The organism is Mesorhizobium sp. M4B.F.Ca.ET.017.02.2.1 (assembly GCF_003998955.1).
Lineage (GTDB): Bacteria > Pseudomonadota > Alphaproteobacteria > Rhizobiales > Rhizobiaceae > Mesorhizobium > Mesorhizobium abyssinicae.
On sequence record NZ_RZOF01000042.1, the window covers coordinates 14,339 to 28,365 of the forward strand.

Below are 14,027 nucleotides of genomic sequence, written 5' to 3' on the forward strand. Positions count from 1 at the left end.
CGCTACAACACGACACGTGACAAGCGCCTTCGCATCGACTATATGAGCCGCATGATCCACCTGACCGCCTCGTTTTGGTACTTTAGCTACGGTAGCTCGCTGGCGGCGGGAGGATTGCGCTCGATCTGAAGATTGCAGCATCAAAATCCGACAAGCCGCCAGACCTGGCGGCTTTTTTGTTTCAGCCGGCAGGTCTCCTAACCAGGAGCAGAAAGCCGTGTTGACCACCACAGACGACCTTCGGGTCACCGAACTCAAGGAACTGAGCACGCCGGAAGAGGTGATGCGCGAGATACCGCGCACGCTGACGGCAACGCGTACCGTTGCCGCGTCACGCAACGCCATCCATTCGATCCTGACGGGCGCCGACGACCGGCTTTTGGTCATCGTCGGCCCCTGTTCGATCCACGATCCGGTCGCCGCAATGGACTACGCCAGCCGTCTGGCGGCGCTGCGCGGGGCCCTTGCCGACCGGCTCGAGATCGTCATGCGCGTCTATTTCGAGAAGCCGCGCACCACGGTCGGCTGGAAGGGCCTGATCAACGATCCCGACCTCGACGGCAGCTTCAACATCGACAAGGGCTTGCGCATGGCGCGCAACGTGCTGTCGGCCGTCAACAATCTCGGCCTGCCGGCGGCGACCGAGTTCCTCGACATGACGACGCCGCAATACATCGCCGACCTCGTCGCCTGGGGCGCCATCGGCGCGCGCACCACCGAGAGCCAGATCCATCGCGAGCTGGCGTCGGGCCTGTCCTGCCCGGTCGGCTTCAAGAACGGCACCGACGGCAATCTCCGCATCGCCGCCGAGGCGGTGAAGTCGGCCGCCCAGCCGCATCACTTCATGGCGGTGACCAAGGGCGGCCGCAGCGCGATCGCGGCGACCACCGGCAACGAGGATTGCCACGTCATCCTGCGCGGCGGCATCCAGCCCAACTACGACGCGGCGAGCGTCGCTGCGTCCGCAGCGGAGCTCGGCCGCATCGGGGTCGCGCCGCGTCTGATGATCGACGTCAGCCACGCCAACTCGAGCAAGAAGCCGGAGAACCAGCCGAAGGTGGCGGCCGACGTGGCGGGCCAGGTGGCAGCGGGCGACGAGCGCATCATCGGCGTCATGATCGAGAGCAATCTCGTCGCCGGCCGGCAGGACGTGGTGCCCGGCAAGCCGCTCACCTACGGCCAGAGCATCACCGATGGCTGCATCGACTGGGCGACCACCGAGACGGTGCTGCACGGCCTTGCCGGCGCGGTCGAATGGCGGCGGTCCGCCAAGCGCGAAATGCTGGCGACCCGGCAGGGCGCGGCCTGACTTCCTTCTCCCCCGGTGGAAGAAGGTGGATCGGCGCGCAGCGCCGAGACGGGTGCCGGAAGGAACTCGGCGTGGGCCCTTGAGGCTCACGCCGCCCTCAAACCTTCCCAGGCGGTGAACACCGAGACCGCGAACAGCAGCAGCCCCGCCGCCCGACCGGCAAGGACGGTCGCCCGCGGATTGGCGACCAGCAGCTGGCGGCTGCTGTCGGCGGTAACCGCGAGCCCGCCATAGATGGCGGCCTGCGTGGCGATCGTCATCAGCCCCATGACGGTCGCCTGCATCCAGATCGGGCCGTAATCCGGCTTCAGGAACTGCGGATAGACGGCGAGGATGAAGAGGTAGGCCTTCGGGTTGATCAGGCAGGTCATCAGCCCCTGGCGAAACGCCTTCCAGGCGGAACGGCTGCCGGAAGGCCCGTCCTGGCCGATGGTGATGGAGCTGCGCATCAGCGTGATGCCGATATAGGCCATGTAGGCGGCACCGGCGATCAGCAGCGGCGTGAACAGGATCGGTACGAAATGCATGAGCAGGCCGACGCCGATCGCGCCGTTCAGCGTGTGCACAATGCCGCCCAGCATGATGCCGCCCGTCGCGGCGAGACCTCTGTTGCTGCCGCCCGTCAGCGCATTGGCCAGCACGAACAGCATGTCCATGCCGGGCACGACGATGATGCCGAACAGCAGGATGAAGAAGAGCCAGAGATTTTGCGCGTAGTCCATGTCAGTAGTCTGTTGCCTCACCCGAAATGCCGCAGAGCAATGTGTTGATTTTCAAGCGGATAGGCCGTCCTATAGATCATCCCAACTGACGGGGATGTGTCAGTTGCGTTCGGAGCCGTTGAGGAAATGCGCAAGGCGTCGCGCTTGTTCGAGATCATCCAGATCCTGCGGCTGGCCAGGCAGCCGGTGACCGCGGCGACGATCGCCGAGCGGTTGGAAGTGACGGTGCGCTCGATCTATCGCGACATCGCGGCACTGCAGGCGATGCGCGTGCCGATCGAGGGCGGGCGCGGCATCGGCTACGTCCTGCGCCCGGGCTTCGACCTGCCGCCGCTGATGTTCTCGATCGAGGAGATGGAGGCGATCGTGCTGTCGCTGGCGCTGCTCGAGCGCACCGGCGACGACGAGCTCAAGCAGGCCGCAAAACGCGTCGGCGCCAAGATCGCCGGTGCGGTGCCGCCGCCCTTGCGCCAGGCGCTCGACACCAATGCCCTGCATGCCTGGGGTTTTGCCGCACCCTCGGCCTCGGCGGTCGATCTCGCCTTGGTGCGCCGCGCCATCCGCGATGAGGAGAAGCTCGACCTTTCCTATCGCGACGAGGCCGGCCGCGACACAAAGCGCCTCATCCGCCCGGTCGCCCTTATCTACTATGCCGAGACGGCGAACATCGTCGCCTGGTGTGAGCTTCGCCAGGCCATCCGCAATTTCCGCAGCGACCGCATCGAGGACTGCCGGCTGGCGGGCCTATGGTTCAAGGGCGAAGGCGACCGGCTGCGGCAGGTCTGGGTGGACGGCTGGGAGATCAACGCATCGGCTGCCGCCACCTGACGCTTTGCCGGCCTTGCGTTGGAAGCGGCTGTTACCGCACGTCCACCCAGCGCTGTTCCTGGAACGAGCGCGCCATCGCATGCACGGTGCGCTCGATCTCCAGCCCCTCATCGAAATCGATGATCCGCGCCGGCTTGCCGGCGAGCCGCAGCATGAGCTCGCGGCATTCGATGATCTTGAGGTCGTTGAAGCCGAGGCCATGGCCGGGCGCCGGCACGAAGGCGTCGTAGGGCTTGTGGTGTGGAGCCACCAGGATGGTGCGGTAGCCCTGCTCGGTCGGCCTGTCTGCCGTCAGGTAGAGCTGGAATTCGTTGAACCGCTCCTGGTCGTAGAGGATCGAGCCTTTCGAACCGAAGATCTGGATGGCGATGCGGCCCTTGCGGCCCCAGGCCGAGCGATTGACCAGCAGCGTGCCGGCAATGCCGTTCTCCAGATGCATCAGCACGCTGGCGATGTCGTAGGTCTCGACCGCGCGGCGTCCCCCGGATGCAACCTTGCGGTCGGCATAGGGCTTGGCCATGTCGCACATGACGCGGCCGACGCGGCCGAACAGCACCTTGATAAGCGACAGCGGATGCACGGCGAAATCGTCGAGCGCGCCATAGCCCGACGCCGCCTCGTGCTTCCAGAAGAACGCCGCCTCCGGGTCGGCCATGAAGTCCTCGTCCATCTCGATGCGCAGATGGTTGACCTCGCCGATGATCTTCTCCTCGAGCAGCGCGCCGATATGGCGGATGGCCGGGTTCTGGATGTAATTGTAGCCGAGCGCCGCCACCTTGCCGGATGTCTTCGCCGCCTTCGCCATCGCCTCGGCTTCCGCGAAGCCCGGCGCCATCGGCTTCTCGCACCAGAGATGCTTGCCGGCATCGAGGATGGCGATGGCCATTTCCGGATGGAACTGGTTGGGCGTGGTCAGCGAGACGATCTCGACCTCCGGATCGTTGACCACGGCGCGCCAGTCGCCGGAACCCCTGGCGAAGCCGAACTCACCCGCCTTGCGCCTGGCAAGCTCGTCATTGACCTCGCCGAGATGCACCAGCCTGGGCTTGGCTACATCGGGGAAGACGGTGCCGACCGCGCTCCAGGCAATGGCGTGGCACTTGCCCATGAAACCCGTGCCGATGAGGCCCACTCCGACCATTTGGATGTCTCCATTGAAGGGGAACTGTAGCGTGTGGATGAATTAATCCATTTCCGCTCGGAATGGAACGTCCAAATCATTTTTTATGGTGTTCTTGCGCGAAGCCGCTATGATGAGGCAGGAGAGGGGGACTACCATTATGGCCGTGGGCGGAGCGACGATGGACGAACGGGTTCCCCGCGATTTCGAGACGCTGCGCGCGACGATCCTGGAGCGGCGCCACAGCCTGCCCAAGCGCATCGCGCAGATCGCCGCCTATGCGCTGGACAATCCCGACGACATCGCTTTCGGCACCGCCGCCAGCATCGCCGCCTCGGCCGGCGTCCAGCCCTCGACCCTGATCCGCTTTGCCCAGCAGCTCGGCTTCGACGGCTTCACCAGCCTGCAGCTTGTGTTCCGCGAGCGACTGCGCGAGCGCAATTCCTCGTATGACGAGCGTCTGGCCGCGCTCCGTGCCAAGGCCGAGGAAGGCGCCGGCCACCGGGCGATCTTCGACGGTTTCGTCGCCGCCGCCAGCACCTCGCTGAGCGACATTTCGCGCACGCTGAACGAGCCGCATTTCGAGGAGGCGATCGCTCTGCTGGCCAAGGCCGAGACCATCTATGTGCTGGCCAAGCGCCGCTCCTATCCGGTCGCCTCCTACATCGCCTACGCGCTGGGCAAGCTCAAGATCCGTAACCAGCTGATAGAGTCGGCCGCCGGCCTCAATGCCGAGATGGTCGGCTTTGCCACGCCGAGGGATGCCGTCATCGCCATCTCGTTTTCGCCCTATGCGCCGGCGACCATCGAGGAAACGCGCGCCATCTCCGAGCAGGGCGTGCCAATCGTCGCCATCACCGACTCCTCGTTCTCGCCGCTCGCCCAGTTCGCCAAGGTCTGGTTCGAGGTCGCCGAGGCCGATTTCGCCGGCTTCCGCTCACTGTCGGCGACGATGGCGCTGGCCATGGCGCTGACCGTCGCAGTCGGCGAGAAGCGGCGCGACACGGGCCGCAAGCGCAAGGGCTGAACGGCTCGGCCTGCAGTCTTTTTCGGCTAGGGAATGCTCATTCCATCTTGACTACAGATTGGAATTATTATTTCATAATCCCGGCATCACGCCGCCGCTCGCGCGTGTACCCCAAAATGGGGTTGCTCAACACAATAAGGCCGATGGGAGGTTCGAATGGGCGAAGCCGTGGAAGCGAAACCGCTCGACGTCATCACCATCGGCCGCGCTTCGGTCGATCTCTATGGCCAGCAGATCGGCTCGCGGCTGGAGGACATCACCTCCTTCGCCAAATCGGTAGGCGGCTGCCCGGCCAACATCTCCGTCGGCACGGCAAGGCTTGGCCTGCGTTCGGCGCTGCTCACCCGCGTCGGCGACGAGCAGATGGGTCGGTTCATCCGCGAGCAGCTGAAGCGCGAGGGCGTCTCGGTCGATGGCCTGAAGACCGACAAGGAGCGGCTGACCGCGCTGGTGCTGCTCTCCGTCGAGGACGAAGGCGTCTCGCCGATGATTTTTTACCGCTCCGACTGCGCCGACATGGCGCTGGCCGAGGAGGACATCGACGAGGCGTTCATTGCCTCGGCCCGCGCGGTCGTCGTCACCGGCACGCATTTCTCCCGCCCCAACAGCGACGCCGCGCAGCGCAAGGCGATCAGCATCATGAAGGCCAAGGGCGGCAAGGTGGTCTTCGACATCGACTACCGCCCGAACCTCTGGGGCCTTGCCGGCCATGCCGAGGGCTTCGAGCGCTATGTCAAATCCGACCGCGTCTCGGCGCAGCTGAAGACGGTGTTGCCCGATTGCGACCTCATCGTCGGCACCGAAGAGGAGATCATGATCGCCTCGGGCGCCGATGATTGCCTGAGCGCGCTGAAGACCATCCGCTCGCTGTCCTCCGCCACCATCGTGCTCAAGCGCGGCGCCATGGGCTGCATCGTCTACGACGGGCCGATCAGCGACGACCTCGAGGACGGTGTTGTCGGCAAGGGCTTTCCGATCGAGGTCTACAATGTGCTTGGCGCCGGCGATGCCTTCATGTCGGGCTTCCTGCGCGGCTGGCTCGGCGGCGAGAGCTTCGCCACGGCGGCGACCTGGGCCAATGCCTGCGGCGCCTTCGCCGTCTCGCGCCTGCTCTGCGCGCCGGAATATCCGACCTTCGAGGAATTGCAGTATTTCCTCAAGCACGGCAGCAAGCACCTTGCGCTGCGCAAGGACGAGGCGATCAATCACATCCATTGGGCGACGACGCGCCGGCGCGACATCCCCTCGCTGATGGCGCTCGCCTGCGACCACCGCGTCCAGCTCGAGGACGTCGCCGCCAAGACCGGTGCGGACGCCGCCCGCATCGAGGATTTCAAGGTGCTGACCGTAAAGGCGGCGGCCAGGGTCGCCGCCGGCCGCGCCGGTTACGGCATGCTGCTCGACGAGAAATATGGCCGCGACGCCATGTTCGAATTCGCCCGCCATCCCTTCGCCTGGCTTGGCCGTCCGGTCGAACTGCCGGGCTCGCGGCCGCTGCGCTTCGAATTCTCGCAGGACATCGGCTCGCAGCTGATCGACTGGCCGGTCGAGCACTGCATCAAATGCCTGTGCTTCTATCATCCGGACGACCCCGAGGCGCTGAAGCTGGAGCAGCAGCAGAAGCTCAGGACCCTGTTCGAAGCCGCGCGGAAAGTGGGCAGGGAGCTTCTCGTCGAGATCATCGCCGGCAAGCACGGCAAGCTCGACGACACCACCATCCCGCGCGCGCTGGAGGAACTCTATGCGCTGGGCATCAAGCCCGACTGGTGGAAGCTCGAGCCGCAGGCTTCGGCAAGCGCCTGGGCGAAGATCGAGGCGGTGATCGTCAAGAACGATCCATGGTGCCGCGGTGTCGTGCTGCTCGGGCTCGAGGCGCCGCAGGACGAACTGGAAGCGGCCTTTGCCGCGACGGCCAACGCGCCCGTCGTCAAGGGCTTCGCCGTCGGTCGCACCATCTTCATCAACGCCGCCGAACAATGGCTGGCCGGCAGGATGTCGGATGAAGAGGCGGTCGCCGACATGGCGTCGCGCTTCCAGCAGCTGACCGAGGCATGGCTTGCCGCGCGCGGCCGCAAGGCGGCATAACAGACGGAAGCCGGAGGAAACGACATGACGAAGACCGTACGCCTGACCATGGCGCAGGCTGTGACCCGCTTCCTGTCGCGCCAGATGACTGAGATCGACGGCAGACGAGTGCCCATCTTCGGCGGCGTCTGGGCGATCTTCGGCCATGGCAATGTCGCCGGCATCGGCGAGGCGCTCTACCAGGTGCGCGACGAATTGCCGACCTTCCGCGCCCATAATGAGCAGGCGATGGCGCATGCGGCGATCGCCTATGCCAAGGCCAATTTCCGCCGCCGCTTCATGGCCGCGACCAGCTCGATCGGACCAGGCGCGCTCAACATGGTGACGGCGGCAGCCCTGGCACACGTAAACCGGTTGCCTGTCCTGTTTTTGCCGGGCGATGTGTTCGCCAACCGCTTGCCCGATCCGGTGCTGCAGCAGGCCGAGGATTTTTCCGACGGTACGGCGAGCGTCAACGACTGCTTCCGCGCCGTGTCGCGCTATTTCGACCGCATCACGCGGCCGGAGCAGGTCATCCCGGCGCTCAACCGCGCCATGCAGGTCTTGACCGATGCGGCAGAATGCGGCCCGGTCACGCTGTCGCTCTGCCAGGACGTGCAGGCCGAGGCTTATGATTATCCCGAAAGCCTGTTTGCCGAGCGCCTCTGGATGCCGCGCCGGGTTCGTCCGGACCGCAACGAACTGGCGGCCGCCGTCGCGGCGCTGAAGGACGCGAAAAGGCCGCTGGTGATCGCCGGCGGCGGCGTCCTCTATTCGCAGGCTTCGGGCGAACTGGCCAAGCTGGTGCAGGGCGCCGGCATTCCCGTCTGCGAGACGCAGGGCGGCAAATCTTCGCTCCCCGATGACCATCCGCTCAACATGGCGGCGGTCGGCGTCACCGGCACGTCCGCCGCCAACCGGCTGGCCAAGGAGGCCGATGTCGTGCTCGCCGTCGGCACCAGGCTGCAGGATTTCACCACCGGCTCATGGGCGCTGTTCAAGAATGCCGGCCGCACCATCATCGGGCTGAACACGCAAGGTTTCGATGCCGGCAAGCACTGGGCGCTGCCGCTGGTCGCCGACGCGGCCGAAGGGCTGGCGGAACTGTCCGCTGCCTTGAAGGGCTGGAAGGCGCCGTCCGCCTGGACCGACAATGCGCTGAAGGGCAAGACGGAGTGGCAGGCTGCCGCCGCCAAGGTCACGGCCTCGACCAATGCCGCCTATCCGTCCGACGCGCAGGTGATCGGCGCCGTGCAGCGCGCCATGGGCTCGGGCGTCACCTTGCTGCATGCCGCCGGCGGATTGCCCGGCGAATTGCACAAGCTCTGGCAGGCCGGCGCGCCCGGCTCCTATCATGCCGAATACGGCTTCTCGACCATGGGTTACGAGATCGCCGGCGGTCTCGGCGTCAAGATGGCCAAGCCCGATCAGGAGGTCGTCGTCATGGTCGGCGACGGCTCCTACCTGATGCTCAATTCCGAGATCGCCACATCGGTGATGCTGGGGCTGAAACTCACCATCGTGCTGCTCGACAACCGTGGCTATGGCTGCATCAACCGGCTGCAGATGGCGACCGGCGGCGCCAACTTCAACAATCTCCTGAAGGACTCCCGCCACGAGGTCATGCCCGATGTCGACTTCGCCGCCCATGCGGCAAGCCTCGGCGCGACGGCCGAGAAGGTGGCCTCGATCGCCGAGCTGGAGACGGCGCTCGCCAGGGCCAAGGGCAACAGCAAGACCACCGTGCTGGTCATCGACACCGATCCGCTGGTCTCGACCGAGGCCGGCGGCCACTGGTGGGACGTCGCCGTGCCGGAAGTCTCCGCGCGACGCGAAGTCAACGCCGCGCGCAAGAAATATGAGGAAGCCGTCGGCAGCCGGCAGGGCTGAGCCCGCGTCCGCCTCGCAACGAACTGACATTGGAGTGACGACTTGAAAGCCAAACTGGGCATGTCCCCCATCGCGTGGTGGAACGACGATCTGGTGGAATTGAGCGATGACGTGTCGCTGGAGGAGTGTCTGCGCCAGTCGCGCTCGGCCGGCTTCACCGGCATGGAAAAGGGCCGCCGCTTTCCCGACGATCCCAAAGTAATGCTGCCGATCCTGAAGGCAGCCGACGTCACGCTCTGCGGCGGCTGGTTCTCCGGCACGCTGGTCGACGAGGAGATGGCCAGGAATAAGGACCGCATCCAGCCGATGATCGACCTGTTCAAGGCGGTCAACGCGCCCTGCATCGTCTATGGCGAGGTCGGCCGCTCCATCCAGGGTGACCGTTCGAAGCCGCTCGCCACCAAGCCGAAGCTCTCCGGCGACGAAATGAAGGCCTATGGCAGGCGCCTGACCGAATTCGGCGAATGGTGCGCCGAGCAGGGCATGCCGCTGTCCTACCACCACCACATGGCGGCGGTCGTCGAGACCGAGCCGGAGCTTGACGCCTTCATGCGCCACTCCGGCGAAGGCATTCCGCTGCTGCTCGACGCCGGCCATCTCGCCTTCGCCGGCGGCGACGTGCTGCGCGCCATCGACAATCACCACAAGCGCATCAACCACGTCCATGTGAAGGACGTGCGCATGGGCGTGATCGACAGACTCGACCGCACCAGGCAGTCCTTCCTCGATGCCGTGGCGCTCGGCGCCTTCACCGTGCCTGGCGACGGGTCGTTGGATTTCGGCGCCATTGTGCAGCGGTTCGCCGACCATGGCTATGAAGGCTGGTTCGTCGTCGAGGCCGAGCAGGATCCGAAGCCAAACCCTCCGCTCAGGATGGCCCAGGTCGGCTACAAGGAGCTGATGCGGGTGATGAGCGCCGCCGGCTACACGGTGGAGACGCAGGGTTTTCCGGCCTGAACGGTGGATTAGTCAGGGCGCCCGGTCTATCTGATGCGCTTTGGCTAAATCCGGGATTGGCGCGCGATGAAAGACTATGAGCACCCGTTCTTCCGGCCGCTGTGGCGGCGCATCGCCGTGGTGGCTGTCTGCCTGGCCTGGTCGGTGATCGAGTTCGCTTCCGGTACGCCTTTCTGGGGCGTCATCGCGCTCGGCTTCGCCGGCTATGCCGTCTGGCAGTTCTTCTATCTCTACAAGCCGGCCGAAGAGGCCAAGCCTCCGGCCGAACCGAAGGAATGATTGAGGAGACAAAAATGTCCAAACTGCTCGTCAAGGCCGACAGGGGCCACGGCCGCGTCGCCCACGTCACGCCGCAAAGCGCCGGCTGGACCTATGTCGGCTTCGATCTTCATCGGCTGAAAGCGGGCGAGACGGCTTCGGGTGAAACGGCCGACCGCGAGGTCTGCCTGGTCTTCGTCACCGGCAAGGGCAAGGCGTCCGCCGCCGGCACGGATCTCGGCCTGCTCGGCGAGCGCATGTCGCCCTTCGAGGGCAAGCCATGGTCTGTCTATGTGCCTGAGGGGTCCAACTGGTCGGTGACTGCCGACACCGAGCTGGAACTCGCCGTCTGCTCGGCTCCCGGCCTGGGCGGCGGCCTGCCGGCCCGCGTCATCGCTCCGCGGGATCTCGGCCAGGAGGTGCGCGGCAAGGGCACCAACACGCGCTACGTCACCAACATCCTGCCCGAAGGCAAGCCGGCCGACTCGTTGCTGGTGGTCGAGGTCATCACGCCGGGCGGTCACACCTCCAGCTATCCGCCGCACAAGCACGACCGGGACAACCTCCCCGCCGAGTCCTATCTCGAGGAAACCTACTACCACCGCCTCAACCCGCCGCAGGGCTTTGCCTTCCAGCGCGTCTATACCGACGCCGGCAGGAATGGCGAGCGCGAGCTGGACGAGGCGATGGCGATCGAGGACGGCGACGTGGTGCTGGTGCCGAAGGGCTACCACCCGTGCGCCGCCTGCCATGGCTACGATCTCTACTATCTCAACGTCATGGCCGGGCCGAAGCGCACCTGGAAGTTCCACAACGCGCCCGAGCACGAATGGCTGATGAAGGCCTGAGCCTCCTGCATTGCGCTGAAGCCATTGGTCCAGCACGGAAAAATCGTCGGCTAAGGACCTGCCTGGCCGATTTGCCATCGAAAACCATCGTAAGCTTCGTCAATCCGTCATGGAAATCACCTATGGCAACGGTCTGACGAGGACTTCTCATGCGCTACGCCATCTATTTCACCCCAAGCCAGGACGAGCCGCTGGCGCGGATCGCCGCCAATTGGCTGGGACGCGACCCGTTCGGCGCCGCCACCCGGCCGGTCGAGGCCGTGGGTGAGCTGTCGGCGGCCGAAGTTGCCTTCCATACCGCCTCGGCCCGCCGCTACGGCTTTCACGCGACGCTGAAGGCGCCCTTCAGGTTGGCTGAGAACGAGACCGAAGCCACGTTGCGCGCGGCGCTCGACAGCTTCGCCGAGGCGGCCCAGCCGGTTACCATCCCGCGCCTCGTCGTCGGCCAGATCGACGGCTTCTTCGCGCTGGTGCCGCAAGCGCCTGTGCCGGCGCTCAACCGCTTCGCCGGCGATGTCGTGCTCGCCTTCGACCGTTTCCGCGCGCCGCTGACCGAGGCCGAGATCGAGCGCCGCAGCCCCGACTCGCTGAAGCCGGACGAGTTCCGCAATCTCTGCCAATGGGGCTACCCCTACGTCTTCGAAACCTTCCGCTTTCACATGACGCTGTCCGGCCGCGTTGCGTCACAGGAAAGCCCTCGTCTGCGCGCAGCAATCGACAGCCTGTTCACGGAAGTGCTGCTGCGGCCGGTGCCGGTCGAAGCGCTGACGCTGTTCGTCGAAACCGAACCGGGCGCCCCGTTCATGGTGCTGTCCCACCACGCGCTAGGACGCCGCCCGGCCCGGAAAACTGCCTGAGACCAAACTGCTTGAGACCAAACTGCCTGATTACCAAGGACGATTTGAAATGACCGCCGAGACCGTTCTCACCAATGCCCGCATCGTGCTTGCCGACGAGATCGTTGAGGGCTCGCTGGTGCTGCGCGACGGCTTGATCGCCGCCATCGACCCGGGCGCTGCCCGCGCCGGCGAGGACATGGGCGGCGACTACATCATCCCCGGCCTGGTGGAACTGCACACCGACCATCTCGAAGGTCACTACGCGCCGCGCCCGAAGGTCCGCTGGAACCCGATTGCCGCCGTGCTTGCCCATGACGCGCAGGTGGCAACCGCCGGCATCACCACCGTGCTCGATGCCTTGCGCGTAGGCATGGACGAGGACGCCGACCTCACCTCCGCCGACATCCGCAAGCTGGCCGACGCCATTGAGGACAGCGTCGCGCAGGAGCGGCTCAGGGCCGACCATTTCATCCATCTGCGCTGCGAGGTCTCGGCACCGGACTGCCTGAAGGCCTTCGCCAATTTCGAGACCGACGAGCGGGTGAAACTGGCGTCGCTGATGGACCATGCGCCAGGACAGCGCCAGTTCGTCAATCTCGAAACCTATGCCTATTACTACCAGCGCAAGCTGAAGCTCTCCGATCGCGACTTCCAGAAATTCTGCGAGAAGCGCATGGCGGAATCGGCGATGAATTCCGGTCCGAACCGCATCTTCATTTCCGCCGCCTGCCACGAACGCGGCATTGTGCTGGCCAGCCATGACGACGCCACCGCCGGCCATGTCGAGGAAGCGATCGAGCAGGGCGTGCGCGTCGCCGAGTTCCCGACCACCGAGGAAGCGGCGCGGGCCTCCAAGGCGGCAGGCCTCGGCGTGCTGATGGGTGCGCCCAACGTCATGCGCGGCGCCTCGCATTCCGGCAACGTCTCGGCCCGCACGCTGGCCGGCGAGGGCCTGCTCGACATCTTGTCGTCCGACTACATTCCCTTCAGCCTGATCCAGTCGGCATTCTTCCTTGGCGATATGGTCGAGGGCATTTCCCTGCCGCAGGCGGTGGCGATGGTCTCGAAGAACCCGGCCGAGGCGGTCGGTCTCAGTGACCGCGGCGTGATCGAGGAGGGCCGGCGCGCCGATCTGGTGCGCGTGCGCGTCGACGATCATGTGCCGGTCGTGCGCACCGTCTGGCGCCAGGGGCGCCGGGTCGCATGATGGTCTCGGCCCTGCTCGAACGCGAATTGTCGGCCGAGAAATTTCCGATCCGCAACGGCGTCTTCGTCGCCGTCGTCGGTCCGAGCGGAGCCGGCAAGGACACGGTGATCGGCTATGCAAAGGGCCGCTTCGCCGACGAGACGCGGCTCGAATTCGTGCGCCGCGTCATCACCCGCCCGAGCGACGCGGCGAGCGAGGACCACGATACGCTGGCCGATGCCGCCTTCGCCGAGGCCGAGGCCGACGGCGCCTTCGCCTTGTGCTGGGACGCCCACGGCCTGCGCTACGGCCTGCCCGCCGATGTCGACTGGGCGGTCGCCAACGGTCATGTCGCCGTCGCCAACGTCTCGCGGTCTGTTATTCCGGCGCTGCGCGAGCGTTACGCCAATCTGGCGGTGGTCGAGATCACCGCGACGCCGGAAATCCTCGCCGAGCGGCTGGCCGCGCGCGGCCGCGAATCGCGCGGCGAAGTGCTCGCGCGCCTGGCGCGCAGCGCCAGCATCGCGCTCTCCGGACCGGACGTCACCTCGATCGACAACAGCGGCGCCAAGGACATCGCCGGCGAGCGCTTCGCCGAGGTGCTGCGCAAGGCGATGGCGTTTTCGGATTTGTCCAGCATGATCTGAGGTGAATTGATTCAGGTGATGCCGGCTTGCATGTGAGAGGTTGAGCCGAGACTTGTTGATGTCGGCGCCGCCCCTCATTGCCCTGCCGGGCATTTCTCCCCGTATAGTGACGGGGAGAAAGGGCTGACCCCAGCCTCGGCGCCTTTCTAGCAACATTCGAAATTGGCGAAATCATCGAAGAGAGCGCCCCTTTCCCCGTTACTATACGGGGAGAGCGACTGTCTTGGCTGTCAAGCTGTTTGCCATGGTTTTTGGTCGCGGATGATGGCGTTGAGAATGGTCAGCAGCTTTCGCATGACGGCCACGACGGCGACGATCTTCGGCTTGCCGAC

Annotated in this window: 13 protein-coding genes and 1 pseudogene; 11 read left to right on the top strand and 3 right to left on the bottom strand. The window is 65.6% G+C overall.

Annotated elements, in window-relative coordinates; genetic code table 11:
* Positions 1 to 217 precede the first annotated feature (217 nt).
* Complete coding sequence (locus tag EN738_RS08250) at positions 218 to 1,309, top strand: 3-deoxy-7-phosphoheptulonate synthase (protein ID WP_127283250.1); 1,092 nt, start codon at positions 218 to 220, stop codon at positions 1,307 to 1,309.
* Positions 1,310 to 1,395: 86 nt separating this feature from the next.
* Here the strand turns inward: EN738_RS08250 and EN738_RS08255 are convergent, their stop codons facing one another.
* Entirely contained in the window at positions 1,396 to 2,031 is a 636-nt protein-coding gene (locus tag EN738_RS08255) for a LysE family translocator (RefSeq protein ID WP_127283251.1), read from the bottom strand.
* 126 nt (positions 2,032 to 2,157) lie between these two features.
* On the opposite strand from EN738_RS08255, the gene EN738_RS08260 reads away from it, so the two are divergent.
* Positions 2,158 to 2,859, top strand: a complete 702-nt coding sequence (locus EN738_RS08260) for a YafY family protein (protein WP_127283252.1) — start codon at positions 2,158 to 2,160, stop codon at positions 2,857 to 2,859.
* A gap of 31 nt (positions 2,860 to 2,890) precedes the next feature.
* Here EN738_RS08260 and EN738_RS08265 read toward each other — a convergent pair whose 3' ends face one another.
* Positions 2,891 to 4,000, bottom strand: a complete 1,110-nt coding sequence (locus tag EN738_RS08265; RefSeq protein ID WP_127283253.1) for a Gfo/Idh/MocA family oxidoreductase — start codon at positions 3,998 to 4,000, stop codon at positions 2,891 to 2,893.
* Positions 4,001 to 4,160: 160 nt separating this feature from the next.
* Here EN738_RS08265 and EN738_RS08270 point away from each other — a divergent pair, with 160 nt between their 5' ends.
* The 9 genes from EN738_RS08270 to phnN all read left to right on the top strand — a co-directional run bounded on the left by EN738_RS08270 (position 4,161) and on the right by phnN (position 13,695).
* Positions 4,161 to 5,006 carry a MurR/RpiR family transcriptional regulator gene (locus EN738_RS08270; RefSeq protein WP_187331344.1) on the top strand — a complete coding sequence of 282 codons (846 nt, stop codon included), beginning with the start codon at positions 4,161 to 4,163 and terminating at the stop codon, positions 5,004 to 5,006.
* A 156-nt stretch (positions 5,007 to 5,162) separates the two neighbouring features.
* A complete protein-coding gene (gene iolC, locus EN738_RS08275) occupies positions 5,163 to 7,091 on the top strand; it encodes a 5-dehydro-2-deoxygluconokinase (protein WP_127283255.1) in 1,929 nt (642 codons plus the stop codon).
* 24 nt (positions 7,092 to 7,115) lie between these two features.
* Positions 7,116 to 8,960 carry a 3D-(3,5/4)-trihydroxycyclohexane-1,2-dione acylhydrolase (decyclizing) gene (iolD, locus tag EN738_RS08280; protein ID WP_127283256.1) on the top strand — a complete coding sequence of 615 codons (1,845 nt, stop codon included), beginning with the start codon at positions 7,116 to 7,118 and terminating at the stop codon, positions 8,958 to 8,960.
* A 42-nt stretch (positions 8,961 to 9,002) separates the two neighbouring features.
* Positions 9,003 to 9,917, top strand: coding sequence for a myo-inosose-2 dehydratase (gene iolE, locus EN738_RS08285; RefSeq protein ID WP_127283257.1), 915 nt, complete (start codon positions 9,003 to 9,005; stop codon positions 9,915 to 9,917).
* 66 nt (positions 9,918 to 9,983) lie between these two features.
* Positions 9,984 to 10,196, top strand: coding sequence for a DUF3329 domain-containing protein (locus EN738_RS08290; RefSeq protein ID WP_126057076.1), 213 nt, complete (start codon positions 9,984 to 9,986; stop codon positions 10,194 to 10,196).
* Between the two features lie 14 nt (positions 10,197 to 10,210).
* Positions 10,211 to 11,023: a 5-deoxy-glucuronate isomerase gene (gene iolB / locus EN738_RS08295; RefSeq protein WP_127283258.1), complete on the top strand. Its 813-nt coding sequence runs from the start codon at positions 10,211 to 10,213 to the stop codon at positions 11,021 to 11,023.
* 149 nt (positions 11,024 to 11,172) lie between these two features.
* A complete protein-coding gene (locus tag EN738_RS08300; RefSeq protein WP_127283259.1) occupies positions 11,173 to 11,880 on the top strand; it encodes a DUF1045 domain-containing protein in 708 nt (235 codons plus the stop codon).
* Positions 11,881 to 11,929: 49 nt separating this feature from the next.
* A complete protein-coding gene (locus EN738_RS08305) occupies positions 11,930 to 13,069 on the top strand; it encodes an alpha-D-ribose 1-methylphosphonate 5-triphosphate diphosphatase (protein WP_127283260.1) in 1,140 nt (379 codons plus the stop codon).
* Positions 13,066 to 13,695: a phosphonate metabolism protein/1,5-bisphosphokinase (PRPP-forming) PhnN gene (phnN, locus tag EN738_RS08310; protein WP_189340530.1), complete on the top strand. Its 630-nt coding sequence runs from the start codon at positions 13,066 to 13,068 to the stop codon at positions 13,693 to 13,695. The genes EN738_RS08305 and phnN overlap by 4 nt, the downstream gene beginning before the upstream one ends.
* A 230-nt stretch (positions 13,696 to 13,925) precedes the next feature.
* Here phnN and EN738_RS08315 read toward each other — a convergent pair.
* Positions 13,926 to 14,027, bottom strand: a pseudogene (locus EN738_RS08315) (IS110 family transposase); the annotation flags it as partial.